Source organism: Asanoa hainanensis, assembly GCF_900188485.1.
Taxonomy (GTDB): domain Bacteria; phylum Actinomycetota; class Actinomycetes; order Mycobacteriales; family Micromonosporaceae; genus Asanoa; species Asanoa hainanensis.
On record NZ_FZPH01000001.1, the window covers coordinates 1 to 20,484 of the forward strand.

The window sequence follows — 20,484 nt, forward strand, 5'->3', positions numbered from 1 at the left end:
CGCGGGATCCGGCTACTACGACCCTCGTACCGCAACCGGACCCCACGACCGGACGAACACCTGCTCAAACCCGTCCGGCAACTCATCGAGTCAGTCAACGACACCCTCAAGGGCCAACTCGACCTCGAACTACACGGCGGACGCACCATCGAAGGTGTCGGTGCCCGCATCGCTCAACGACTACTCGCGATGACCGCCGCCATCTGGCACAACCGCGCAACCGGCCAGCCCGTGACCAGGTCACTCATCGCCTACGACCACTGAACCCGTTAGGAATTACTCGTCTAGAACTGGGTGAACGCCCGCCCGTGCGGCTCGCCGTCCTCGAACAGCTCGCTCGCGGGGCCGACGATCTGCGGGTCCGGCGTACCCACGATCTCCTCGTCCTTGTTGTCGTAGGGGAACCGGGTCAGCACGTGGCGCATAGCGGCCAGCCGGGCGCGCTTCTTGTCGTTGCTCTTGATCATCGTCCACGGCGCGTCGGCGGTGTGCGTGTAGAAGAACATCGCCTCCTTCGCCTCGGTGTACTCGTCCCACTTGTCGAGCGACGCGAGGTCGGTCGGCGAGAGCTTCCACTGGCGCACCGGGTCGACCTGGCGGATCAGGAAACGCGTGCGCTGTTCGTGCCGGGTGACCGAGAACCAGAACTTGATGAGGTTTATCCCCGAACGCACCAGCATCCGTTCGAGCTCGGGCGTCTCCCGCATGAACTCGAGGTATTCGCCCCGGGTGCAGTAGCCCATCACCCGCTCGACACCGGCACGGTTGTACCAGGACCGGTCGAACAGCACCATCTCGCGCGCCGCGGGCAGGTGGGCGATGTAGCGCTGGAAGTACCACTGCGACGTCTCGCGCGCGCTGGGCTTCTCCAGTGCGACCACGGTGGCGCCACGCGGGTTGAGATGCTCCATGAAGCGCTTGATCGTGCCGCCCTTGCCGGCCGCGTCCCGACCCTCGAACAGGATCACCAGGCGCTGGTCGTTGGCCTTGATCCAGTTTTGCAGCTTGAGCAGCTCGATCTGCAGCAGGCGCTTGTCCCGCTCGTAGTCGGTGCGATCGAGCCGCTCCTCGTACGGGTAGTTCTCGCGCCAGGTGTCGACCAGCTCGCCGTCGGACTTGAGCAGGACCGGGTCGTCATCGTCGTCGTCGAGCACCTTGTAGCCGTCGTACCTGTTGAGCAAGTTCGGGGTGCCACTGTCCGCGCTCATGGGGTGACGCTACCCAGCCACGGTGACCATCAATCGCGCATCGGGTGAACAGCGGTAGCGTGGGCGAATGATGATCGACCTGTCGGGAAAGACGGCCGTGGTGACCGGTTCGTCCTCCGGGATCGGGCTGGCCATCGGGGCCGGCCTGGCGGCCGCCGGCGCGCGCGTGGTGCTCACCGGGCGCGACGAGGAACGGCTCAAGGCGGCGGCGGAGTCGCTGCGGGCCACGGGCGCGGTCGTAAGGGCCGTCGCGGTCGACCTGGCGGCCGACGCCGGCCCACTGATCGAGGCCGAGCCCGAGGCGGACATCCTGGTCAACAACCTCGGGATCTTCGAGGCGCGGCCGCCGCTGGAGATCACCGACGACGAGTGGCAGCGCTACTTCGAGACCAACGTGCTCGCCGGTGTCCGGCTGACCCGGCACTACCTGCCGGGCATGATGGACCGCGGCTGGGGACGGGTGCAGTACATCGCCAGCGACTCCGCGGTGGTGACGCCGGCCGAGATGATCCACTACGGGATGACCAAGACCGCGCTGCTCGGCGTCTCGCGCGGCTTCGCGAAGGCCGCCTCCGGTTCGGGCGTCACCGTCAACACCGTGATCGCCGGGCCGACGCACACCGGTGGGGTGGAGACCTTCGTCCGCCAGCTCGTGCCCGGTGACCTCCCGTGGGAGGAGGCGCAACGGCGGTTCATGCGAGAGTATCGGCCGCAGTCGCTGATCCAGCGGCTGATCGAGCCGGAGGAGATCGCGAACATGGTGGTGTACCTGAGCTCGCCGCAGGCGTCGGCGACCACCGGCGGCGCGCTGCGCGTCGACGGCGGCTACGTCGACGCGATCCTGCCCTGATGCCGGCCGGGCCGGCGCCGGCCACGTCGGCGGCGGAGCGGCACGCGTCCTGGCTGGAGCTCTTCTTCGACCTGGTCGTGGTCGTCGCGGTCGCTCAGCTCGCGCACCAGCTCGAGGGTGAGCCCACCGTGCGCGACGCGGGCCTGTTCGTGGTGCTCTTCTACGCGGTCTGGAGCGTGTGGACCAGCTTCACGTTGTACGCGAACGTCGCCGCCACGAAGACGCGTACGCGGGCGATGCTCGTGGCGATGTTCGGCATCGCGGTGATGGCCGCGGCGATCCCCGAGGCGGCGGGGGACCGGGGTGAGGCGTTCGCGATCGCGTACGTCTGCTGCCGCTGGCTCGGGATGCTCTCCTGGCGGCGGACCGGCCAGTTGCTGTTCAGCTGGCCGGCGGCGCAGGCGGGCGCCGGCTTCGTGCCGTGGGTGGTGTCGATCTGGGTCCAGCCGCCGGCCCGCTACTGGCTGTGGACCGCGGGCGTCGTGCTGGACATCGCCATCTCGGTGTACCAGGGCAGCCGCGGACCCGAGCTCCTCGCGCGGATGCGCCGCTCGCCCTCCCGGCGCGGCCAGTCCCGTCAGCTGGCCCCGGCCAGCGTGGACGTGACCCACCTCGGCGAGCGGCTCGGCCTGTTCATCATCATCGTGCTCGGCGAGGCGGTGGCCCAGGTCGTCCTCGCGGCCGCCGAGGTGGACTGGACCCGGCCGTTGTTCATCGCCGCCCTGGCGGGCTTCGGCCTGCTGGTCTGCCTGTGGTGGCTGACCCTCGAATACGGAGCCCTGGCCGTGCCCCGGTTCGGCGAGCACCGCATCGAGGCCTGGCTGGGGCTGCCGGCCCACTTCCTGCTCACCATGGCCATCACCAGCGTGGCCGCGGGCCTGGGGATGCTGGCGGAGGACCCGTCCGAGCCGCTGTCGCTCGCGTCCCGGTGGGCGTTGTGCGGGGGACTGGCGCTCTACTTCCTCACCACGACGGTGGTCGGCTTCCTGACCGGTGCGCCGAAGGGCTGGCTCTACGGCCGGGTCCTGCCGGCGACGGTGGCCTGCGCGCTGCTGGGGGCCCTGGGCTGGTCGTTGGAGGCGCGTTGGCTGGCGTTGGCTCTGGTGGCGGTCGCGGTCTGGCAGGTGCGCTACGCCCGCCGGCACAACGTGGAATCGGCCGGATCCAGCCCGGCGTAGCGGTGCAGGGCCGGCACGTCGAGCAGCAGGATGCGGCCCGGTTCGAGAGCCAGCCAGCCGCGGCGCTCCAGGCGGGACAGCACGGCGCTGACCGACTGGCGGGCGCCGCCGGCCACGTTGGCCAGCACGGTGACGCCGATGTCGACGCTCATCGGGTCGGTGTGCCGGGCCATCCGCAACAACGCCTTCGCGACGCGCCGGGCCAGGTCCAGAATCATCAGGTCGGCGCGTTGTTCGGCCAGGGTGCGCACGTGTCCGGCGAATTGCAGAACGACATTGCGGGTGAGTAGCACCGACGCCGCCGCCATCGTCACGACCGGTGGCGCGGGAATCGCCAGAATGACGCTATCGCGGATTACTTCCACCGACGCCAGGTGCGGGCGGCGGTCGAATACCGCGATGTCGCCGACCGCGTGAGGCGGGCCTTTCACGTGCAACACGGAACGGCGCCCGGATCGGCTCGGTTGAAACTCGCACACCTGGCCGCTGTGCACGACCACCAGGTCGAGCGGCTCGTCGCCCTGGTTCCAGAGGATCATGCCGGGGTGTACGGCGAACGGTGTCACCTGCGTCGTCAGGTCCGCCAGCGCGTCCGGCGGCAGGCCACGGAAGAGCGGGCACCGGGCGAGAGTGGTGGTGATCTGGGCGTCGGTCGGGATGCGCGCGGAATCGTCGGCCATCGGGCTCCCTCGGTCGGGTGGCGCTGGTGGTCGGTCCGGGTGAATCACCGTTGTGCATGACATGAATAGGTTGGCTCATTCGCCGGCGGAGCGATTGTGAACCAACCAGCATCGCAGGTCGATCGGTAGTCGTAAACCACGTCGTCCGATGTCCAGTATGGATGCTGACGAACGCAAGTCAATCGCACACCATGGTGTTGCGGCAATGGCAATTGTCATTGGCACGACAGAAAACGCCGGAGGCGTTACTGGGGGTGGCCGCCGTGGCCCGACGGCGGCCACCGTGGCGGGGGCACACGGGACGGGCGGACGGGCGGTACCTTGGGCACCGCCATGGACGCTCACCGCACCTTCCAGGTCGACCTCGCCGGCCTGGTCGACCTGCTCAGCCACCATCTCTACGCCAGCCCGCGGGTCTACGTCCGCGAGCTGCTGCAGAACGCCGTCGACGCGATCACCGCGCGCCGCCTCAAGGAGCCGGGCGCGCCGGGCAGCGTCGCGCTGGACACCGCCGGCGACGGGCTGCGGGTGACCGACTCCGGCGTCGGGCTGACGGAGGCGCAGGTCCACGAGCTGCTGGCCACCATCGGCCGCAGCTCCAAACGCGACGACCTCGGCTTCGCCCGCCACGAGTTCCTCGGCCAGTTCGGCATCGGCCTGCTGTCGTGCTTCCTGGTGGCCCGGGAGATCGTCGTGCTCACCCGCGCGGCCGGTCACCCCGCCGTGCGCTGGACGGGGTACGACGACGGCCGCTACCTGGTCGAGCGGGTCGACGGCGAGCACCCGGTCGGCACCACCGTCACCCTGCTGCCCCGCCCCGGCGCGAAGAGCTGGTTCGCCCCGGCCACGGTGCTCGAGCTGGCGCGGCTCTACGGCGACCAGCTGCCGGTCGAGGTGACCGTCGACGGCACACCGACCACGGGCCCGGTGGTGAGCGCGCCGTGGGAGACGACCAGCACCCGCGCGTGGACCGCGTACGCCGAGCGCACCATGGGCCTGACCCCGTTCGACGTGATCCCGCTGGCGGTGCCGGAGGCCGGGCTGACCGGCGCGGCGTTCGTCATGCCGCAGCCGCTGAACCCGGCGCAGCGCGGCGGCCACCGGGTCTACCTCAAGCACATGCTGCTCGCCGAGAGCGCCGAGCGGCTGCTGCCCGAGTGGGCGTTCTTCGCCCGCTGCGTGGTCGACACCAGCGAGCTGCGGCCGACCGCCAGCCGCGAGGCGCTCTACGAGGACGGCCTGCTCGACAGCACCCGCGAGGCGCTCGGCGACCAGTTGCGCGGCTGGCTGGTCCGGCTGGCCCGCACCGACCCGCGCCGGCTCGGCGAGTTCCTCCACGTGCACCACCTCGGCGTCAAGGCGCTGGCCCTGCACGACGACGTGATGCTCGACCTGGTCGCGTCGTGGTGGCCGATGGAGACCAACGTCGGCCGGATGACGCTGCGCGAGTTCCGCGAGCGGCACGGCGTGATCCGCTACAGCGCCACCACCGACCAGTTCCGCCAGCTCGCCGGCATCGCCGCCGCGCAGGACCTGGCGCTGGTCAACGCCGGCTACACCTACGACGCCGAGATCATCGAGCGGCTGGCCCAGGTCGAGCGGGGCGTGCGGATCGAGCGGCTCGACCCGACCGACCTGGCCACCCGGTTCGAGACCGTCGACCCGGCCGTCGAGCTCGGCCTGCGCGGGTTCAGCACGGCCGCGCAGCGCGCGCTCGACCGGCTCGGCTGCGAGGTCGTGCTGCGCGCCTTCGACCCGCCGTCGGTGCCGGCCCTCTACCTGGTCGACCGGGAGACGACGTTCCGGCAGGAGCTGCGGGCCACCCGCGAGAAGGCCGACCCGGTCTGGTCCGACGTGCTGGCCGCCCTCGACGACCGCCGCGCCGACACCCGCCCGCAGCTCGTGCTCAACCACCGCAACGCGCTGGTCCGCCGGATCACCGTGCTGCCCACCGCCGACCTGGTCGAGCTCGCCGTCGAGGCGCTCTACGGCCAGGCCCTGCTGCTCGGCTACCACCCCATCCGCCCGGCCGACGCCGCCCTGCTCAACCGATCGTTCCTGGGGCTGCTCGACCGGGCCGTGCCGACCGATCCGGAGGCCGGGCCGTGAACGTCACCGAGATGCTCGACCAGGCGCGCGAGCTGCCCTACGGCGCCGCGCAGATCGCCCTGCTGGAGCAGGCGATCGCCCACGCCGACGCCCAGCGGCTGACCGACGAGGCGTTCGAGGCCCGGATGCTGGCCACCACCGGCTACATCTACGGCGGCGAGCCGGCCCGCTCGTTCGTGACGTTCAGCTGGTGCCTGACCGAGTTCGATCAGGACCCTGTGCGCCACGGCGGCTGGACGCACAGCCTGCTCTGGTCGTTCAAGGCCATGGTCAACGCGATGAACAAGTTCCCGGAGATCCCACTCGGGCGCACCGTGGACGTCCTCGACGACATGGAGCGCCGATGGCGCGCCGGCGGCCACAGTCCGCACGCCGTCTACGCACACCGGCACCTGCTGGCCCGGCACGTGGGCGACCTCGACGCGGCCGAGCAGTGGTTCGACCGCTGGAACACGGCGCCGCGCGACGACCTGTCCGACTGCGTTGGCTGTGACCCGACCAACAAGGCAGTCTGGCTGGCGACGCGCGGCCGCGACGAGGAGGCGGTCGCCCTCGCCGAACCCGTGCTCGCCGGCCGGCTGACCTGCACCGAGCAGCCGCAGTCGATGTACACGACGCTGCTGCTGCCCTACCTGCGCACCGGGCGCGCCGACGCGGCCCGGGACGCGCACCGCCGGGCGTACCGGCTGCACCGCACCCACCTGGCCGACCTCGCCGACATCGCGCAGCACGTCGCGTTCTGTCGGCTGACGGGCAACGACGTCCTCGGCCTGGAGATCGTCGAGCGGCACCTCGGCTGGCTGGAACGTTCGCCGACCCCGTTCGCGACGATGACGTTCGCCGCGGCCGCGGCTTCCGTGCTGCGCGGCCTCGACACGTCCGGCAACGGCGGTCTGACCGTCGCCGGCCGGTCGGTGGGCGCCGTCGCCGAGGAGCTGTCCGCGCGGGCCCTCGAGCTCGCGGCCCGGTTCGACGCCCGCAACGGCACCGCCCACCAGTCGGAGGGCACGCGGGAGACGCTGTCCGCGGTGCCGATCGATGCCAACTTCCGGCTGGCGGTGCCGGGCTCCCGGAGCGCGCACGCCGCGCCGGCCGTCGCGGAGCCGGCCCCGGTGCGTCCGGTGTGGACGGATCCGGTGCCGGTCACCGACACTCCCGACGAGCTGCTCGACCTGGCCGAGGCCGCCTTCCGCGGGCGCCGGGAGGAGGAGGCGTTCGCCGCCTGGACCGCCTTCGACGAGCGCTACGGCTCTGGGCCGCTGACCGACCTGCAACAAGCCCGCCGCACCGACGCCGCGGGCAGCCGGGCGTCGGCCGACGACGACGCCGCCGGCGCCGAGACGGCCTGGCGGCAGGCGGACGCGCTCTACGCCGCGGCCGGTGACGAGGTGCGCCGTCAGGTGGTGCGCGGCCGGCTCGGGATGGGGCTGCTGCGGGCGGGCCGCGCGCGCGAGGGCCGGGAGCTCATCGAGGCGTCCACCGCGTACCTGGTGGCGGAGGGCACGCCGAGCCGGCTCGCCCGGGCCTATCTGCGGCTGGCGTACGCGCAGGCGGCCACCGGCCTGATCCCGGAGTCGGTGGCCACCGGCCGGATGGCGCAGGAGCACGCCGACGCCGCGGAGGACCCCTCCGTGTACGGTCAGATCCTCGCGCTGCGGGCCCAGGCGCTCGGCCAGCTCGGCGAGACCGAGGAGGCCGAGGCGGCGGCCGCCGAGAGCCGTGACCGGTTCCGGGCGGCCGGCCTGCCCGACGAGCTCGCGCACGCCTGCTTCCTGCACGGTGTCACGCTCCGCCAGCTCGACCGGGGCGAGGAGGCGCTGGTGGCCTTCGACGAGGGGCTCGCGGCGCCGTGCGCTCCGGCCGTACGCCGTCTGGTCACCCGGCAGCGCGCCGGCCTGCTGGCGAACTCGGCGCGGGCCGCCGAGGCGATCGCCCCGCTGGCCGAGGAGATCGCCGCGCTGACCGCCGCCGACGATCGCGAGACCGTCCCGCACACCCAGTTCGAGCTGGCGATCGCGTACCTCAACGCCGGTCGGCCGCTGGACGCGGCGGAGGTCGCCGAGGAGGCGCTCGCCGCGTTCGAGGCCGCCGGCGAGCCGCAGGCGCTGGCCGTCCGTGACCTGCTGGTCGCGGTCTACCAGGAACTGTCCGAGCACGAGTCGGTGCTGGCCCAGCTGACCGCGATGGCCACGACGATCGCCGCCGGCGACGACCCGGAGGCCCTGGCCCAGATCACGGAGCGGCTCGCCGAGGCGCTCGACCGGCTCGACCGCGACGCGACCGCGGCAGCCCGGTTCGCCGACGCGGCCGCCGCCTGGTCCACCGCCAAGCGACCGGTCGACGCCCTGCGCGCCCGCCGCCGGCACGCCACCTCGCTGCTGTGGGCGGCCCAGCCGGAGCCGGCGCTGGCGGCGCTGGCCGAGGCCGACGCCGCCGCGGCGGCGCTGCCCGACGAGCCGCACGCGATCTGGGAGCGGGCGATGCTCGACTACGACGGTGCCCGGCTGCTGGATCGCCTCGACCGCTCGGACGAGGCGATACCGCGGGCGGCCCGGGCGGCCGAGGGCTTTCGGTCGCTGGGCGCCGGCACCCAGGTCGGCTTCGCGGGCCTGCTGCACGGCGAGCTGCTGCGGTCGGTGGGGCGGGCGGCGGAGGCCGGGCCGGTGCTGTCCGCCGCGCTGGCCCAGGTGCCCGACGACGAGCGGGCCCTGCGCGGTCAGCTGGAGAGTGCGCTGTCCGCCGCAGCAGAAGACCGGTTTTGATCGGTCCGGATCGGGGCATTCCCCTGTCATGTCGACCATCGAAGCCACCGACGACCCGCCCGCCATCGCCCAGGTCTCGCCGGGCATGGAGGTCCACGACGCGGCCGGCGTGCCGGTCGGCATGGTCGACGCGGTCCAGCAGCCCGACACCGAGATCCGGCCCCAGCTCCCGGCCGGGCCGGCCGAGCTCTACATGGCCACGGGCTACCTGCTGGTCGACCGCGGCGAGCAGTTCGAGAACGACGTGTACGTCAGCGGCGCCCAGGTCGACCACGTCAGCGGCACGGGCGACGGCGCCCTGGTCACCCTCAATGTGAGTTGGGCCGAGCTGGACCGCGCCATCGACTGAGTCCCGGTAACGTGGCGCCATGATCGAGCCGCAGGCGGTGCTCGCGCCGCTCAGCCGTGCCGCGTTCGTGCTGGTCGTCACCATCGACGACGGTGCCGACGCCGCCGCGCGTACCCGGGACCTGTGTGGCGACCTGCCGGGTCTCGTGCGTTCCGTCGGCTTCCGCGACCTGGAGGCCCAACTGTCCTGTGTGGTCGGGTTCGGGGCCGACGCCTGGGGCCGCATCTTCGACGGGCCCAAACCCGCGCGGCTGCACCGGTTGCCGTCGATCCGCGGCGAGCAGCACGAGGCCGTGTCGACCCCGGGCGACCTGGTGTTCCACATCCGCGCGGCCCGGCCGGACCTCTGCTTCGAGCTCGCCACCCGGATCCTGGCCCGCCTCGACGGCGCCGCCATGGCGGTCGACGAGACGCAGGGCTTCCGCTTCTTCGACTTCCGCGACCTGCTCGGCTATGTCGACGGCACGGAGAACCCGACCGGCCGCGCCTCCGAGGAGGCCGCCCTGATCGGCAGCGAGGACCCCGACTTCGAGGGCGGCAGCTACCTGGTGGTGCAGAAGTACCTGCACGACCTGGCGGCCTGGAACAAGCTGACCGTCGAGCAGCAGAACAACATCATAGGGCGCGACAAGCTGTCCAACGTGGAGCTCGACGACGACGCGATCCCGTCGTCCGCGCACCGGATGCTCACCACGATCAAGGACGCCGACGGCACCGAACACAAGATCATGCGCGACAACATGCCGTTCGGGAGCCCGGCCAAGGGCGAGTTCGGCACCTACTTCATCGGGTACGCGGCCCGCCCCTCGGTGATCGAGCAGATGCTGCGCAACATGTTCATCGGCGACCCCGCCGGCAACTACGACCGCATCCTCGACTTCTCCCGCGCCGTCACCGGCAACCTCTTCTTCGTACCGTCGAAAACGTTCTTGGATGCCCTCGGCGACTAACGTATTCGGGTGATGCGCGGAGCGTCCGTTCGTCGGCAGCGTGGACTGGTCTGTTCGTTCCGTGCAGGACGGGGGTCCGCTGATGCCGTACGTGACCGTGGGTCAGGAGAACACCGAGCCGGTCAAGATCTACTACGAGGATCACGGCTCGGGCCCGCCCGTCGTGCTCATCCACGGCTACCCGCTCAGCGGGCAGTCCTGGGAGAAGATCGTCAGCCCGTTGCGGGGCAAGAACCGGATCATCACGTACGACCGGCGCGGTTTCGGCAAATCCTCGCAACCGGGCAGCGGGTACGACTACGACACGTTCACCGCGGACTTCAACATCCTGATGGAGACGCTGGACCTGCGTGACGCGGTGCTGGTCGGGCACTCGATGGGCACCGGCGAGATCACCCGTTACCTCGGCCAGTACGGCTCGGCCCGGGTCTCGAAGGGCGTGCTGCTCAGCCCGCTGGCGCCGTTCCTGCTCAAGACCGGCGACAACCCCGAGGGCGTGGACGGGTCGGTCTTCGAAGGCATCAAGCAGGCCTGCGCGGCCGACCGGCCACTGTGGATCAAACAGTTCTTCGACCTGTTCTTCAACGTCAAGGACACCATGGGCAAGCAGCTCAGCCAGGAGGCCTGGAACGCGCACTTCAACGTCGGCATCACAGCGTCGCCGATCGGCACGTACGACTGTGTCGACTCGTGGCTGACCGACTTCCGCCAGGACGTGGTCGGGATCGACGTGCCGATGCTGGTGGTGCAGGGCACGGCCGACCAGGTGCTGCCGTTCGCGTCGACCGGCAAGCGGCTCCCGCCGCTGGTCAAGGACCTCAAGCTGGTCGCGATCGACGGCGCGCCGCATAGTATCCCGTGGACCCACGCGGCCGAGTGCGATGCCGCGATCAAGGACTTCATGGCGGCCTAAGTCTGGCCAAAAGGGGATTTTGGACCACCAAACGTCGCACGCTGTTACCGTGACGTTGCAGCCAGTTACGGCTGCGGCACGTGTCGTATCCGGTTTCAGCATCGAACGAACGGGGTCTCCACATGCTTACTGCTCTGCTGGGTAGCGTCGTCACCTTCCTCACCGGTGTGCTTGGCAACCTCGGCGGCATCCTGAGCTGACGCGGACAAGAGGTGCCCGGACCGCACGGGTCCGGGCACCTCTCCCCGTCACCACTGCGAGTTCGAGCCTCCGAGCGCGAGCAGCACCTGGTCGTACAGGTTGCCGTCGTTGTCGTCCGTGTAGGACACGACGATCTCGCCCCACGGCGACACGGCCAGGCTGAGCTGGTCCTGCCGTCCGGTGGTGGTGTTGCTGTAGGTCTGCGCCGGCAGCCGGCCCTCGGTCGTGCCGTTCGGGTTGAACCCGCGGGCCCAGACGTCGTTCGCGGCGACGGTCCAGCCGACCACGGCGTTGGCCTGGTCGTCGATGCCGACCGCGGGGTTCGCCGCGCCGGCCGTGCTGGTCACCTCCACGTCGGCGTGCTTCGGGTCACCGTTCGCGGCGAACGAGCGCGACCAGATGCCGGGCGTACCCGTGTGGTCGGATTCCCACGCCACCGTGAAGTCGCCGGTGAAGTTCGCCGCGATCGCCGGATGCCGTTGCTGGCCGCCGCCGTTGCTGTTGGCCGCTCGCCGGGTCAGGTTGACCGCGCCGTTGCCGCGGGCCAGCCGGACCAGGCCGATCTGGTAGAAGCCGTTGCCGTCGCTGTCCTCGTCCCACACGATCAGCGCGTCGCCGGACGCCGACGCCGCGATGTCGGGCAGGTGGTGCGCGCCGGTCGACTGGCTGGCCACGACCTCGTACAGCTTGGTCGCGACGTTGCTGTAGCCGGCCGCCTTGATCCGCGTGACCGTGCCCTGCACGTCCTCCCAGACCACCGAGAACGCGACCGACGACGGGTTGCTGGCCGTGCCGTCCGGGTCCACGGCCACCTTCGGGCTCAGCTGCTGGCCGGCCGAGTCCGCGTTGACCTGGCCCTGGCCGAGCACGGTGCCGGCCGGCGAGACGACCCGATAGACGACGTTGTACGTGCCGTTGCCGTCCGGATCGTCGTTCCAGACCACGACCGCGTTGCCCTTGTCGTCGAGGCCGACGTCGGGGCTGACGTGCTTCCACGGCACGCCCGCCGTGCCGCCGGCGGAGAGCTTCTTCTCGTACGCGCTGGTGCCGTTGCGGAACAGCCGCACGTAGATCTCGGAGTTGGTGTTGTCGCCGGGGTTCGACTCGGCCCGGTCGTCCTCCCAGACGACGGCGACGTCGCCGTTGCGGTTGGTGGCGACGGCGCCGCCGTCCTGGTCGCCGGTGGCGACGCTGTTGGCTGCGCTGACCGTGACCCCTGCCGGAAGGGCGAGCAGGGCCGCGACGAGCACGGTGTTCAGTGGCACGTTGTCTCCTACAGGGCCTGGAGGCCGGGGCGGCCGTCGAGGATGGCGAACGACTTGGCGGTCGTGACGGCGGCGCCGTGCTCGGTGACGCTGGCGACCGCGCGGAAGTCGGCCCGGATCTGGTCACGGCTGACGGTGGTCCGGGTGTAGCCGCGGCGGTCCTGGTAGAAGCGCAGGTGCGGGTTGGTCGCCACGTTCGGGATCGCGGTCGTGCCGCTGCCGTCGCCGGTCGACGAGATGGAGGTGCAGACGAGCTCCGTGCCGATCGTCGCCGAGTTCGGGTTGGCGTAGTCGGCCTTCAGGTCGTTGGCCCAGGCCCGGTGCACGTCGCCGGTGAGCACCACCGGGTTGCGTACGCCCCGCTGCTGCCAGCCGGTCTGGATCCGCGACCGGGACGCGCGGTAGCCGTCCCAGGCGTCCATGCTGGCCGCGCCGGTCGAGGTGAACTGCCGGGCGAAGAACACCTGCTGCCCGATGATGTCCCAGGTGCCGAGCTTCTGACCGAGGCCGTCGAGCAGCCAGGCCTCCTGCGCCGCGCCGGTGATGCTGCGGCTGGCCAGGTCGGCGTCCGCGCACACCTTGCTGCCGTCGCCGCAGGCCTGGTCGTCGCGGAACTGGCGGGTGTCGAGCATGTGGAAGGTGGCCAGCGCGCCCCACCGGACCCGGCGGTAGAGCGGGATGCTGTTGCCGCTCGGCGCGGACGCCGGCCGCAGCGGCATGTTCTCGTAGTACGCCTTGTACGCGGCGGTGCGCCGGGCGGTCCACTGCGCCGCCGTCAGCACCGGGGTGTTGTTCTCCCGCACGGTGCCGGCGTAGTTGTTCTCCACCTCGTGGTCGTCCGGCACCGTCAGCCAGGGTGCGGCGTGGTGCGCGGCCTGCAGGTCCGGGTCGGACTTGTAGAGCGCGTAGCGCCGCCGGTAGTCGGCCAGGCTGACGATCTCGGCGCCGACGTGCTGGCGTACGCCGCTGCCCACGCCGCCCTCGTAGATGTAGTCGCCGAGGTGCAGCACGAGGTCGGGCCGGTCCTCGGCCATCCGCCGGTAGGCGGTGTAGTAACCGTTCTCGTAGTGCGCGCAGGACGCGAAGGCCATCGTGAAGTCGCGGCCGAAGGTGCCGTTGGCCGGCGTGGTGCGGGTGCGCGCCACCGGCGAGATGTGGCCCTGGGCGCGGAAGCGGTAGTAGTAGTCGGAGTCCGGGGCGAGGTTGTTGGCGACGACGTGCACCGAGTGTGCGTCGGCGTAACGGGCGGTGACCGTTCCTTGGCTCTGGATCGTCGCGAAGGTGTCGCTTGTGGACACCTGCCAGTCCACCGTCACGTCGGCGTTGGGCATGCCGCCCTGGCCGTCGGCGTTGAGTGGGGTGGGCGCGAGGCGCGTCCAGAGGACCACGCTGTCGGCCGCGGGTTCACCGCTGGCGACACCGAGCTTGAAGGGGTACGGAGGCGCCGCCAGGGCGCTGGACAGGGGGGCGATCGTCGCACCTACAGTGGCCAGTCCACCGAGGACGAAGATGCGCCGGCTGAGCCGTGTCATGCGCAGCACATTGACGGTGCCTGATGAATAGAAGATGATCTCCAGGGGTCCGGTCGGCTGACCATGAGATGGCCGTGGGCTGTGCATTCGGTGCCGGGGCCAGCGGCGTAGGCTGTCGTGATGCGCGCGGCTGGGGCCCCGGTCGCCCGGCCATTCGGTGCCGGGCGCCACGTGTGCTGGGCCTACGCCGACCGCGCCGAGTTCGTGGCCGTGGCCCGGCGGTTCTTCGCCGAGGGTCGCGCCGCCGGTGGCGCACTCCGGTTGGTCGGCGGCGGCCTGCCCGACATCGACGGAATCCGGTGTTCCTCGTTCCCGGACCCGGCCGCGGAGCTCTCGACCTGGGCGGCGGCGACCGAGGCCGCGCTCGCCGACGGCTACACCGGGCTGTGGGTGGTGGGCGACGCGACTCCGCTGGCCTCGCCGGCGTTCGCCGCCTACGAACACCAGATCGACCGGTTCATCGCCCGGCATCCGTTGTTCGGGCTCTGCGCCTACGACCGGCGCGTGGTCGATCCGGCCGCGCTGGCTGATCTGGCCTGCCTGCACCCCACCCACAACGTGCCCGGTGTGCCGTTCCGGCTGCACGCCGAGGAGGGCACCGGCCACCTCGCGATCTCGGGCGAGCTCGACTCCACCGGCACGGCGGCCCTGGCCCGGGCCCTCGACCGGGCGGCGCCGGCGGTCGTCGACGGCGAGCTCGTGGTCGAGGCCGGCAGCCTCGACTTCGTCGACCATCGGTCGTTGCTCCAGCTCGCCTCCTATGCGCGCGATCGCGGTGCGACGGCGGTGCTGCGCACGCCGTTGCCGGCCGCCGCCCGCCTGGTCGAGCTGCTGCGCGTTCCCGGCATCCGGGTGGAGGCGTCATGACCCGCAGCGGCGCGGCGGCCGACCACGTCGGCTATTTCCACGAGGCGGTCTACTACGACACCGACGACGAGCTGCTCGCCGTTCTGGTGCCGTTCCTGTCCGGCGGGGTCGACGAGAAGGAACCGACGGTGGTCTCGCTCGGGCCGGAGAAGGCCTCCCTCGTGCGCCGCGCCCTTCCAGCCGGCGTGCTGGGTGGGGTCACCTTCATGACCGGCGGCAGCGTGTACGCCCGTCCGGCCGCGGCTATCCGGGCCTATCGCGAGCTGCTGGCTGGCTACGTCGCCTCGGGCGCGGCGCAGATCCGGATCGTGGGCGAGATCCCGCGGCCGTCGTTCGGCGCGACGTGGCACTGGTGGGCGCGCTACGAGTCGGCGATCAACCACGCGTACGACGAGTTCCCGTTGTGGAGCCTGTGCGCGTACGACTCGCGGATCACGCCATCCGCGGTTTTGGCCGACGTCGCCCGCACCCATCCGCGTTCGCTGCACGCCGACGGCTCGCATCGCCCGAGCTCCGCGTACGCGGTGCCTTCCTCGTTCCTCGCCTCGTGGCCGCCGGTCCCGCCGGACGTGCTGCAGACCGGGCCGCCGCTGATCACGCTGGTCGACCCGACCGCCTCGCGGGCCCGGGGCGCGGTGTCGCTGGTCGACCCCGGCCTGCCGGCCGACGAGGTCGACGAGTTGGTCGTCGCGGTCAGTGAGGTGGTGACCAACGCGCTGCGGCACGGCCTGCCGCCGGTGCGGGTCTGCTACTGGGCCGGCCCCGACCGGATCGTGGTGTCGGTGACCGACGGGGGGACGGGGCCTCGCGACCCGTTCGCGGGGCTGGTGCCGTCGCGCGACAGTGCGACCGGCGGGCTCGGGTTGTGGATCACTCACCAGTCGTGCAACTACGTCGCTTTCTCGCGCGACGAGTCGGGCTTCACGATGCGACTGACGGCGGGGAATCCGCTCTAGCGTTGTCAACTTGTGTTGACGGTTTCGGCGTTTGTCAACTACGGTTGACGGCATGGTGGTCGTTGTCGTGGGTGCCGGGCCGGTCGGGTTGATGCTGGCTTCGGAGCTTGTGCGGTCCGGTGTGCGTCCGGTGGTGCTGGAGGCGTTGCCTTCTCCGAGCGTCGCGCCGAAGGCCAATGGGGTGGTCGGGCTGGCCGTGCCGTTGTTGTACGACCGCGGGCTGTTTCCGCGTCGGGGGCCGGCGCCGCGATTCATGTACGGGGGGTTTCCGCTCGACCTGCGGCGGCTGCCTGACAACCCGGTGTACGTGCAGCCGGTGCCGCAACGCTCGCTCGAGTCGGTGCTCGCTTCGCATGCCGGCGTGCCCGTCCGTCGTGGGCACACGGTTGTCGGCCTTCGGCCGGCGTCGTCCGGTGTGACTGTCTCGGTGTCGGGGCCGGCTGGCTCGTACACGATCGATGCTTCTTATGTCGTGGGGTGCGATGGTGCGCACAGCCGGGTGCGCAAGGCGGCGGGGATCGGGTTCCCGGGTGTGTCGGACTCGCGGGTGGTGTCGCGGAGCGCGCACGTTTCGCTGCCGCTGTCGTTCCGCTTGGGTCGCCATCGGCCGTACCTGTTCCATCGGACGCCGCACGGGGTGTTCTCGTACGCCCGGTTCGGCCGCGGTCCGCATCTGGTGACGACGCTGGAGTGGTCCTCGCCGGTGGACTCGGACGCGCCGGTGACCCTCGACGAGGTGCGGCTCAGTTTGGGGCGGGTGCTGGGTCGGTCGGTCAGGTTGGGAGCGCCGTCCGGTCCTGGGCCGCACGTGCTGCGGCGGTCGACGGCGCGGCAGAACCGAATCGCGTCGTCGTACGTGTCCGGGCGGGTGCTGCTCGCGGGGGACGCGGCGCACGTGGTCGCGGGTTTCGGCGGTCCTCTGCTCAACCTGGGGTTGCTGGACGCGGTCGACCTGGCGCCACGGTTGGCGTCGAACGACGTCTCGGGCTACGACGCGGCGCGGCGGCCGTGGGCGGAGCGGGTGCTGGCCTCGTCGGCTGAGCAGGCCGCGCTGCTGTCGCCGGGCGCGGAGACGGACGCGCGGCGGGCGGAGTTCGCCCGCTATCTCGCGACGCCCTCGGGGCTTCGGCGGGTCGCGTCCACGATCGCCGGTGGCTGAGTGGTTTTGTCGTACCCCTAGTGCAGTCTGCTCCGTGTAGCCGACTCGAGGGGGATTGTGATGATCGGAAAGCTGGAGGCCGTGGTGTTCGACGCGGCCGACATAGCCGGCCTGTCGGCGTTCTACCAGGGCCTGGCCGGCTGGAAGGAGACGCGGGTCGGCGCTGACTGGATCACGCTCCGCACGCCGGACGGCTGGCGCGTCGACCTCCAGGCGGCGCCTGACCATCGACAGCCGCGGTGGCCGGACCCGGCTCATCCGCAGCAGGCGCACCTGGACCTACGCGTCCCCGACCTGGAGGCCGGTGTGGCGCTGGTGGTCTCGCTGGGCGGCAAGCTCCTACGCCGCAACGAAACGTGGCACACGGTGGCCGACCCGGCCGGCCACCCCTTCGACCTGTGCCTGCGGGCCGACGACCCGGCCACCACGCTGGTGGGCGTCATGCTCGACTGCCCGGACACCAAGGTCCTGAGCACGTTCTATTCGAAGCTACTGGGCAAGCCGCTCACCTACGAGGCCGACGGCATGGCGATGATCGGCGAGGAAGGCGCCCGACCGGTGATGTTCCAACAGGTGGCCGACTATGTTGCGCCGCGCTGGCCGGACCCGGCCTATCCGCAACAGATCCACCTGGACATCGAGGTCGACGACCTGGACGCGGGGGAGCGCTCAGCGGTAGCCCTGGGCGCGACGGTGCTATCGGCAAGCGAGCAAACCTTCCGAGTCTTCGCCGACCCAGCCGGCAAGCCCTTCTGCCTGAACCTCCCGGCATAGCGGCGGCCGACAGAAGGGAGCGCGCTTGGAAACAAGAATGCCAAGCGCCGAAGGCGACGATCGCTCGCCGCGCTAGCGGCTCAGCCGGCCGGGCCGAACGGCCCCGCCCTGGTGACGGGCGTTCCAGGCTGCCACCCGTTTCGCAAGGTGTAGCCCTGCCGCGCTGCGCTGGCCGTGCCGCGCTGCGCTGGCCGTGCCGCGCTGCGCTGGCCGTGCCGCGCTGCGCTGGCCGTGCCGCGCTGGCCGTGCCGCTTGGCCACGCCAGCTGGCCGCGCCGGGCTGGCTGGCCGCGCCGCGCCGCGCTGGTGGGCCGCGCCGCTTGGTCGCGTAGGTGGGCGGACGGGTCGATGGTCAGAGTGCGACTGCGAGGAGGTGGACGCCGGCGGTGAGGGCGGCGCGTGGGTTGGCGCGCCAGTCCGGGGTGGGCGGCGCCAGCGACGTCGACAGTGGATAGCGGTCACGTAGGTCGGGGACGTGCGTCTGGATCGCCGTGGACCGGGCCAGCCACTCGTCCGCTCCGTCCGATGACATCCGCTGGTAGGCGGCGGTCGTCGAGGCTGTCGCGCGCACCGTCGCGTACAGCATCGTGACCGCGGTCGAGCGGCGTTCGTCGGGGACCTGCCAGGTCGACAGGATCCCGGCCAGGCGCTCGAGCCAGTCCTGCTCGTTGGGGCCCTGGCTGGCCTGCGACCAGTCGCGTTCGGTCAGCCAGGGGTGCGCCAGGTAGACGTCGAACAGCGCCGACGACCACGCCAGCAGTGCGTCGGCCAGCGTCGACGGTGGGTCCGGCCACGGTGGCATCGCGCTGGCCTGGTCCTGCATCAGGGCGAGCAGGTTCTCCTTGGTGCCCACGTACGGATAGAGGGCCATCGCGGTCTTGCCCAGGCGGGCCGCGACCGCGCGGGTGGAGACCGCGGCCAGGCCGTCGGCGTCCGCCAACGCGATGCCGACGCCGACGATCTCGTCGAGGTCGAGCTGCTGGGCCGGTCCGCGGCGCGGGGTGGGCACGGTGGCGCCCCGGTGCCGCCAGAGGCGGCGGACGTGGGCATCGATGTCGGCTGCGCTCATAGTCCTTACAGTGTATAGTGTTTTTATGGCCATCGCACGCATGCATGACGACCTGACCATCGACGTGACCGTCTGGGGCACCGGGCCGGCCGTCCTGCTTCCCCTCAGCACCACCGTGATCGAGGGCGACGCCGCCGAGCAGATGCGCGCCTGGGGTGCCGACCCGGCCCTCGGGCACACCCTCGCCACCGGGCTCGCCGAGGCCGGCTTCCGCGTGGTCACCGCCGACTACGAGGGCCACCTCGCCCGCCACCCCAAGCCCACGACCCTGACCGCGGCCGCCGTCTCGGCTGATCTGCTCGCCATGGCCGACGCGGCCGGCGCCGATCGGTTCGCGTACTACGGCTACTCCTGGCTTGCCCTGGCCGGCTTCCAGCTCGCCCTGCGCACCGATCGGCTCGCTGCCCTCGCGATGGGCGGGTACCCGCCGCTGGGCGGTCCCTACGCGGCCATGCGAGAGGTCACCGCGGCCGCCCACCGGATGGCCGTGGCCAACGAGGGCAGGCAGTTCCCCGCCGCCGAGCCCGGCGACTGGGACGCCGCCGAGGTCACGGCGACGCCCGACCAGACCGCGCAGTACGTAACGCTCTACACGTCACTGCGCGACTTCGACGAACGCACCGCCCTGCGCCGGCTGACCGTCCCTCGCCTGGCGTTCGCCGGCGCCGACGACACCGTCACCTACGGCCCGAAATGGGGCGACGTCCACGTCGCGATCGGCGAGCCGCTGGCGCGCCACCGCACCGAGCTCGAAGAGCTGGGTTGGACGGTCGAGCTGGTCCCGGGCGCAGACCACCTGAGCGCGATGCGCGCGGAAGCGGTCCTGCCGATCCTCAAGCCGTGGCTGGGGGAGACCCTCCCAGCGCGCGTCGCCTGACCGCTGCGCCGAATGTGGAGGGCTGGGTTGGTGGTCGAGGTGGTCTCGGGTGCCGGGCCGTCTGAGGGCGTTGCGGTCCTGCCGATCCTCACGCCGTGGCGGGGGGAGACCCTCCTCGCGCGCGTCGCCTGACCGCTGCGCCGAATGTGGAGGGCTGGGTTGGTGGTCGAGGTGGTCTCGGGTGCCGGGCTGTCTGAGGGCGTTGCGGTCCTGCCGATCCTCACGCCGTGGCTGGAGGGAGACTCTCCCCGCGCGCGTCGCCTGACCGCCGCGCCGAATGTGGAGGGCTGGGCTGGGTGGTCGAGGTGGTCTCGGGTGCCGGGCCGTCTGAGGGCGTTGCGGTCCTGCCGATCCTCACGCCGTGGCGGGGGGAGACTCTCCCCCCGCGCGTCGCCTGACCGCCGCCGCGAAGTTCGGGCACTGGGTCAGGTCGTCGGCCGGACAGCGGGATCCGTGGTCCAGTGCGTCGCGGGCGGTCGTGAGCGCCCGGATCCGGGCGTCGACCGCGTCACGATGGGCGCGCAACGCCGCCCGGCGGGCCGGTCCCGGCGCGCCTAGCAGCTCGCGGATGTCCGCTAGGCCGAGTCCCGCTTCCTTGGCCAGCAGGATCGCGCCGATCCGCTCGGCGTCCGCTTCGGTGTAGCGCCGGCGGCCGGCGCCGGTCCGGGTCGGGCGCAGCAGGCCCATCTCCTCCCAATGCCGCAGCACGTGGGTGGCCAGCCCGAACCGGGCGGCAAGGTCGCCGATCGCGACGGTTGACTTCAGGTCGACCTGAACTCGCATGCTC

18 protein-coding genes and 1 pseudogene are annotated in these 20,484 nt (G+C 71.6%); 13 read left to right on the forward strand and 6 right to left on the reverse strand.

Features of this window, described 5'->3' with window-relative positions:
- Positions 1–264 (forward strand): annotated as a pseudogene (locus tag CHC05_RS00005) (IS982 family transposase); the annotation flags it as partial.
- Between the two features lie 20 nt (positions 265–284).
- Here CHC05_RS00005 and ppk2 read toward each other — a convergent pair.
- Positions 285–1,208, reverse strand: a complete 924-nt coding sequence (gene ppk2 / locus CHC05_RS00010) for a polyphosphate kinase 2 (protein ID WP_089243280.1) — start codon at positions 1,206–1,208, stop codon at positions 285–287.
- Between the two features lie 67 nt (positions 1,209–1,275).
- On the opposite strand from ppk2, the gene CHC05_RS00015 reads away from it, so the two are divergent.
- Together CHC05_RS00015 and CHC05_RS00020 are read left to right on the forward strand one after the other, a co-directional pair.
- Positions 1,276–2,058, forward strand: coding sequence for an SDR family NAD(P)-dependent oxidoreductase (locus tag CHC05_RS00015; RefSeq protein ID WP_089243282.1), 783 nt, complete (start codon positions 1,276–1,278; stop codon positions 2,056–2,058).
- Positions 2,058–3,236, forward strand: a complete 1,179-nt coding sequence (locus CHC05_RS00020; protein ID WP_089243284.1) for a low temperature requirement protein A — start codon at positions 2,058–2,060, stop codon at positions 3,234–3,236. The genes CHC05_RS00015 and CHC05_RS00020 overlap by 1 nt, the downstream gene beginning before the upstream one ends.
- Here CHC05_RS00020 and CHC05_RS00025 read toward each other — a convergent pair.
- Complete coding sequence (locus tag CHC05_RS00025) at positions 3,188–3,916, reverse strand: Crp/Fnr family transcriptional regulator (RefSeq protein WP_179265987.1); 729 nt, start codon at positions 3,914–3,916, stop codon at positions 3,188–3,190. The genes CHC05_RS00020 and CHC05_RS00025 overlap by 49 nt on opposite strands.
- A 333-nt stretch (positions 3,917–4,249) precedes the next feature.
- Between CHC05_RS00025 and CHC05_RS00030 the strand changes: the two genes are divergently transcribed.
- From CHC05_RS00030 to CHC05_RS00050, 5 genes are all read left to right on the forward strand, one after another.
- Positions 4,250–6,025, forward strand: coding sequence for an HSP90 family protein (locus CHC05_RS00030; protein WP_089243288.1), 1,776 nt, complete (start codon positions 4,250–4,252; stop codon positions 6,023–6,025).
- On the forward strand, positions 6,022–8,787 hold the full coding sequence (locus tag CHC05_RS00035; protein WP_089243290.1) for a hypothetical protein: 2,766 nt from the start codon (positions 6,022–6,024) through the stop codon (positions 8,785–8,787). The genes CHC05_RS00030 and CHC05_RS00035 overlap by 4 nt, the downstream gene beginning before the upstream one ends.
- Positions 8,788–8,815: 28 nt before the next feature.
- Positions 8,816–9,136, forward strand: coding sequence for a hypothetical protein (locus CHC05_RS00040; protein ID WP_089243292.1), 321 nt, complete (start codon positions 8,816–8,818; stop codon positions 9,134–9,136).
- A gap of 19 nt (positions 9,137–9,155) precedes the next feature.
- On the forward strand, positions 9,156–10,085 hold the full coding sequence (locus CHC05_RS00045) for a Dyp-type peroxidase (protein ID WP_089243294.1): 930 nt from the start codon (positions 9,156–9,158) through the stop codon (positions 10,083–10,085).
- Positions 10,086–10,167: 82 nt separating this feature from the next.
- Positions 10,168–10,998: an alpha/beta fold hydrolase gene (locus tag CHC05_RS00050; protein WP_089244606.1), complete on the forward strand. Its 831-nt coding sequence runs from the start codon at positions 10,168–10,170 to the stop codon at positions 10,996–10,998.
- Positions 10,999–11,246: 248 nt separating this feature from the next.
- Here CHC05_RS00050 and CHC05_RS00055 read toward each other — a convergent pair whose 3' ends face one another.
- Both CHC05_RS00055 and CHC05_RS00060 read right to left on the reverse strand, forming a co-directional pair.
- Entirely contained in the window at positions 11,247–12,464 is a 1,218-nt protein-coding gene (locus CHC05_RS00055; protein WP_245870590.1) for a hypothetical protein, read from the reverse strand.
- Between the two features lie 8 nt (positions 12,465–12,472).
- Positions 12,473–13,996 carry an alkaline phosphatase D family protein gene (locus tag CHC05_RS00060; RefSeq protein ID WP_089244608.1) on the reverse strand — a complete coding sequence of 508 codons (1,524 nt, stop codon included), beginning with the start codon at positions 13,994–13,996 and terminating at the stop codon, positions 12,473–12,475.
- A gap of 120 nt (positions 13,997–14,116) precedes the next feature.
- On the opposite strand from CHC05_RS00060, the gene CHC05_RS00065 reads away from it, so the two are divergent.
- Genes CHC05_RS00065 through CHC05_RS00080 form a run of 4 tightly spaced genes read left to right on the forward strand, consistent with a single transcriptional unit; the run spans position 14,117 to position 17,752 of the window.
- Positions 14,117–14,863 (forward strand): MEDS domain-containing protein, encoded by a 747-nt coding sequence (locus CHC05_RS00065; protein WP_089243296.1) that lies wholly within the window; start codon positions 14,117–14,119, stop codon positions 14,861–14,863.
- On the forward strand, positions 14,860–15,819 hold the full coding sequence (locus CHC05_RS00070; RefSeq protein WP_089243298.1) for an anti-sigma factor RsbA family regulatory protein: 960 nt from the start codon (positions 14,860–14,862) through the stop codon (positions 15,817–15,819). The genes CHC05_RS00065 and CHC05_RS00070 overlap by 4 nt, the downstream gene beginning before the upstream one ends.
- A gap of 52 nt (positions 15,820–15,871) precedes the next feature.
- Entirely contained in the window at positions 15,872–16,978 is a 1,107-nt protein-coding gene (locus CHC05_RS00075) for an FAD-dependent monooxygenase (protein WP_089243300.1), read from the forward strand.
- Between the two features lie 60 nt (positions 16,979–17,038).
- Complete coding sequence (locus tag CHC05_RS00080; RefSeq protein ID WP_089243302.1) at positions 17,039–17,752, forward strand: VOC family protein; 714 nt, start codon at positions 17,039–17,041, stop codon at positions 17,750–17,752.
- Positions 17,753–18,103: 351 nt separating this feature from the next.
- Here the strand turns inward: CHC05_RS00080 and CHC05_RS00085 are convergent, their stop codons facing one another.
- Positions 18,104–18,820 (reverse strand): TetR/AcrR family transcriptional regulator, encoded by a 717-nt coding sequence (locus tag CHC05_RS00085; RefSeq protein WP_089243304.1) that lies wholly within the window; start codon positions 18,818–18,820, stop codon positions 18,104–18,106.
- A gap of 25 nt (positions 18,821–18,845) precedes the next feature.
- On the opposite strand from CHC05_RS00085, the gene CHC05_RS00090 reads away from it, so the two are divergent.
- Positions 18,846–19,697, forward strand: a complete 852-nt coding sequence (locus CHC05_RS00090) for an alpha/beta fold hydrolase (RefSeq protein WP_089243306.1) — start codon at positions 18,846–18,848, stop codon at positions 19,695–19,697.
- Between the two features lie 354 nt (positions 19,698–20,051).
- Here CHC05_RS00090 and CHC05_RS00095 read toward each other — a convergent pair whose 3' ends face one another.
- The gene (locus CHC05_RS00095; protein WP_218824368.1) at positions 20,052–20,480 is read right to left on the reverse strand and encodes a MerR family transcriptional regulator; all 429 of its coding nucleotides are present in this window, start codon (positions 20,478–20,480) and stop codon (positions 20,052–20,054) included.
- Positions 20,481–20,484 lie beyond the last annotated feature (4 nt).

Excerpts from the sequence above, each read along its gene's own strand:
- ppk2 (WP_089243280.1), bottom strand. The coding sequence starts at position 1,208 with ATGAGCGCGGACAGTGGCACCCCGAACTTGCTCAACAGGTACGACGGC.
- CHC05_RS00015 (WP_089243282.1), top strand. The coding sequence starts at position 1,276 with ATGATGATCGACCTGTCGGGAAAGACGGCCGTGGTGACCGGTTCGTCC.
- CHC05_RS00020 (WP_089243284.1), top strand. The coding sequence starts at position 2,058 with ATGCCGGCCGGGCCGGCGCCGGCCACGTCGGCGGCGGAGCGGCACGCG.
- CHC05_RS00025 (WP_179265987.1), bottom strand. The coding sequence starts at position 3,916 with ATGGCCGACGATTCCGCGCGCATCCCGACCGACGCCCAGATCACCACC.
- CHC05_RS00030 (WP_089243288.1), top strand. The coding sequence starts at position 4,250 with ATGGACGCTCACCGCACCTTCCAGGTCGACCTCGCCGGCCTGGTCGAC.
- CHC05_RS00040 (WP_089243292.1), top strand. The coding sequence starts at position 8,816 with ATGTCGACCATCGAAGCCACCGACGACCCGCCCGCCATCGCCCAGGTC.
- CHC05_RS00045 (WP_089243294.1), top strand. The coding sequence starts at position 9,156 with ATGATCGAGCCGCAGGCGGTGCTCGCGCCGCTCAGCCGTGCCGCGTTC.
- CHC05_RS00050 (WP_089244606.1), top strand. The coding sequence starts at position 10,168 with ATGCCGTACGTGACCGTGGGTCAGGAGAACACCGAGCCGGTCAAGATC.
- CHC05_RS00060 (WP_089244608.1), bottom strand. The coding sequence starts at position 13,996 with ATGACACGGCTCAGCCGGCGCATCTTCGTCCTCGGTGGACTGGCCACT.
- CHC05_RS00065 (WP_089243296.1), top strand. The coding sequence starts at position 14,117 with ATGCGCGCGGCTGGGGCCCCGGTCGCCCGGCCATTCGGTGCCGGGCGC.
- CHC05_RS00070 (WP_089243298.1), top strand. The coding sequence starts at position 14,860 with ATGACCCGCAGCGGCGCGGCGGCCGACCACGTCGGCTATTTCCACGAG.
- CHC05_RS00075 (WP_089243300.1), top strand. The coding sequence starts at position 15,872 with ATGGTGGTCGTTGTCGTGGGTGCCGGGCCGGTCGGGTTGATGCTGGCT.
- CHC05_RS00080 (WP_089243302.1), top strand. The coding sequence starts at position 17,039 with ATGATCGGAAAGCTGGAGGCCGTGGTGTTCGACGCGGCCGACATAGCC.
- CHC05_RS00085 (WP_089243304.1), bottom strand. The coding sequence starts at position 18,820 with ATGAGCGCAGCCGACATCGATGCCCACGTCCGCCGCCTCTGGCGGCAC.
- CHC05_RS00090 (WP_089243306.1), top strand. The coding sequence starts at position 18,846 with ATGGCCATCGCACGCATGCATGACGACCTGACCATCGACGTGACCGTC.
- CHC05_RS00095 (WP_218824368.1), bottom strand. The coding sequence starts at position 20,480 with ATGCGAGTTCAGGTCGACCTGAAGTCAACCGTCGCGATCGGCGACCTT.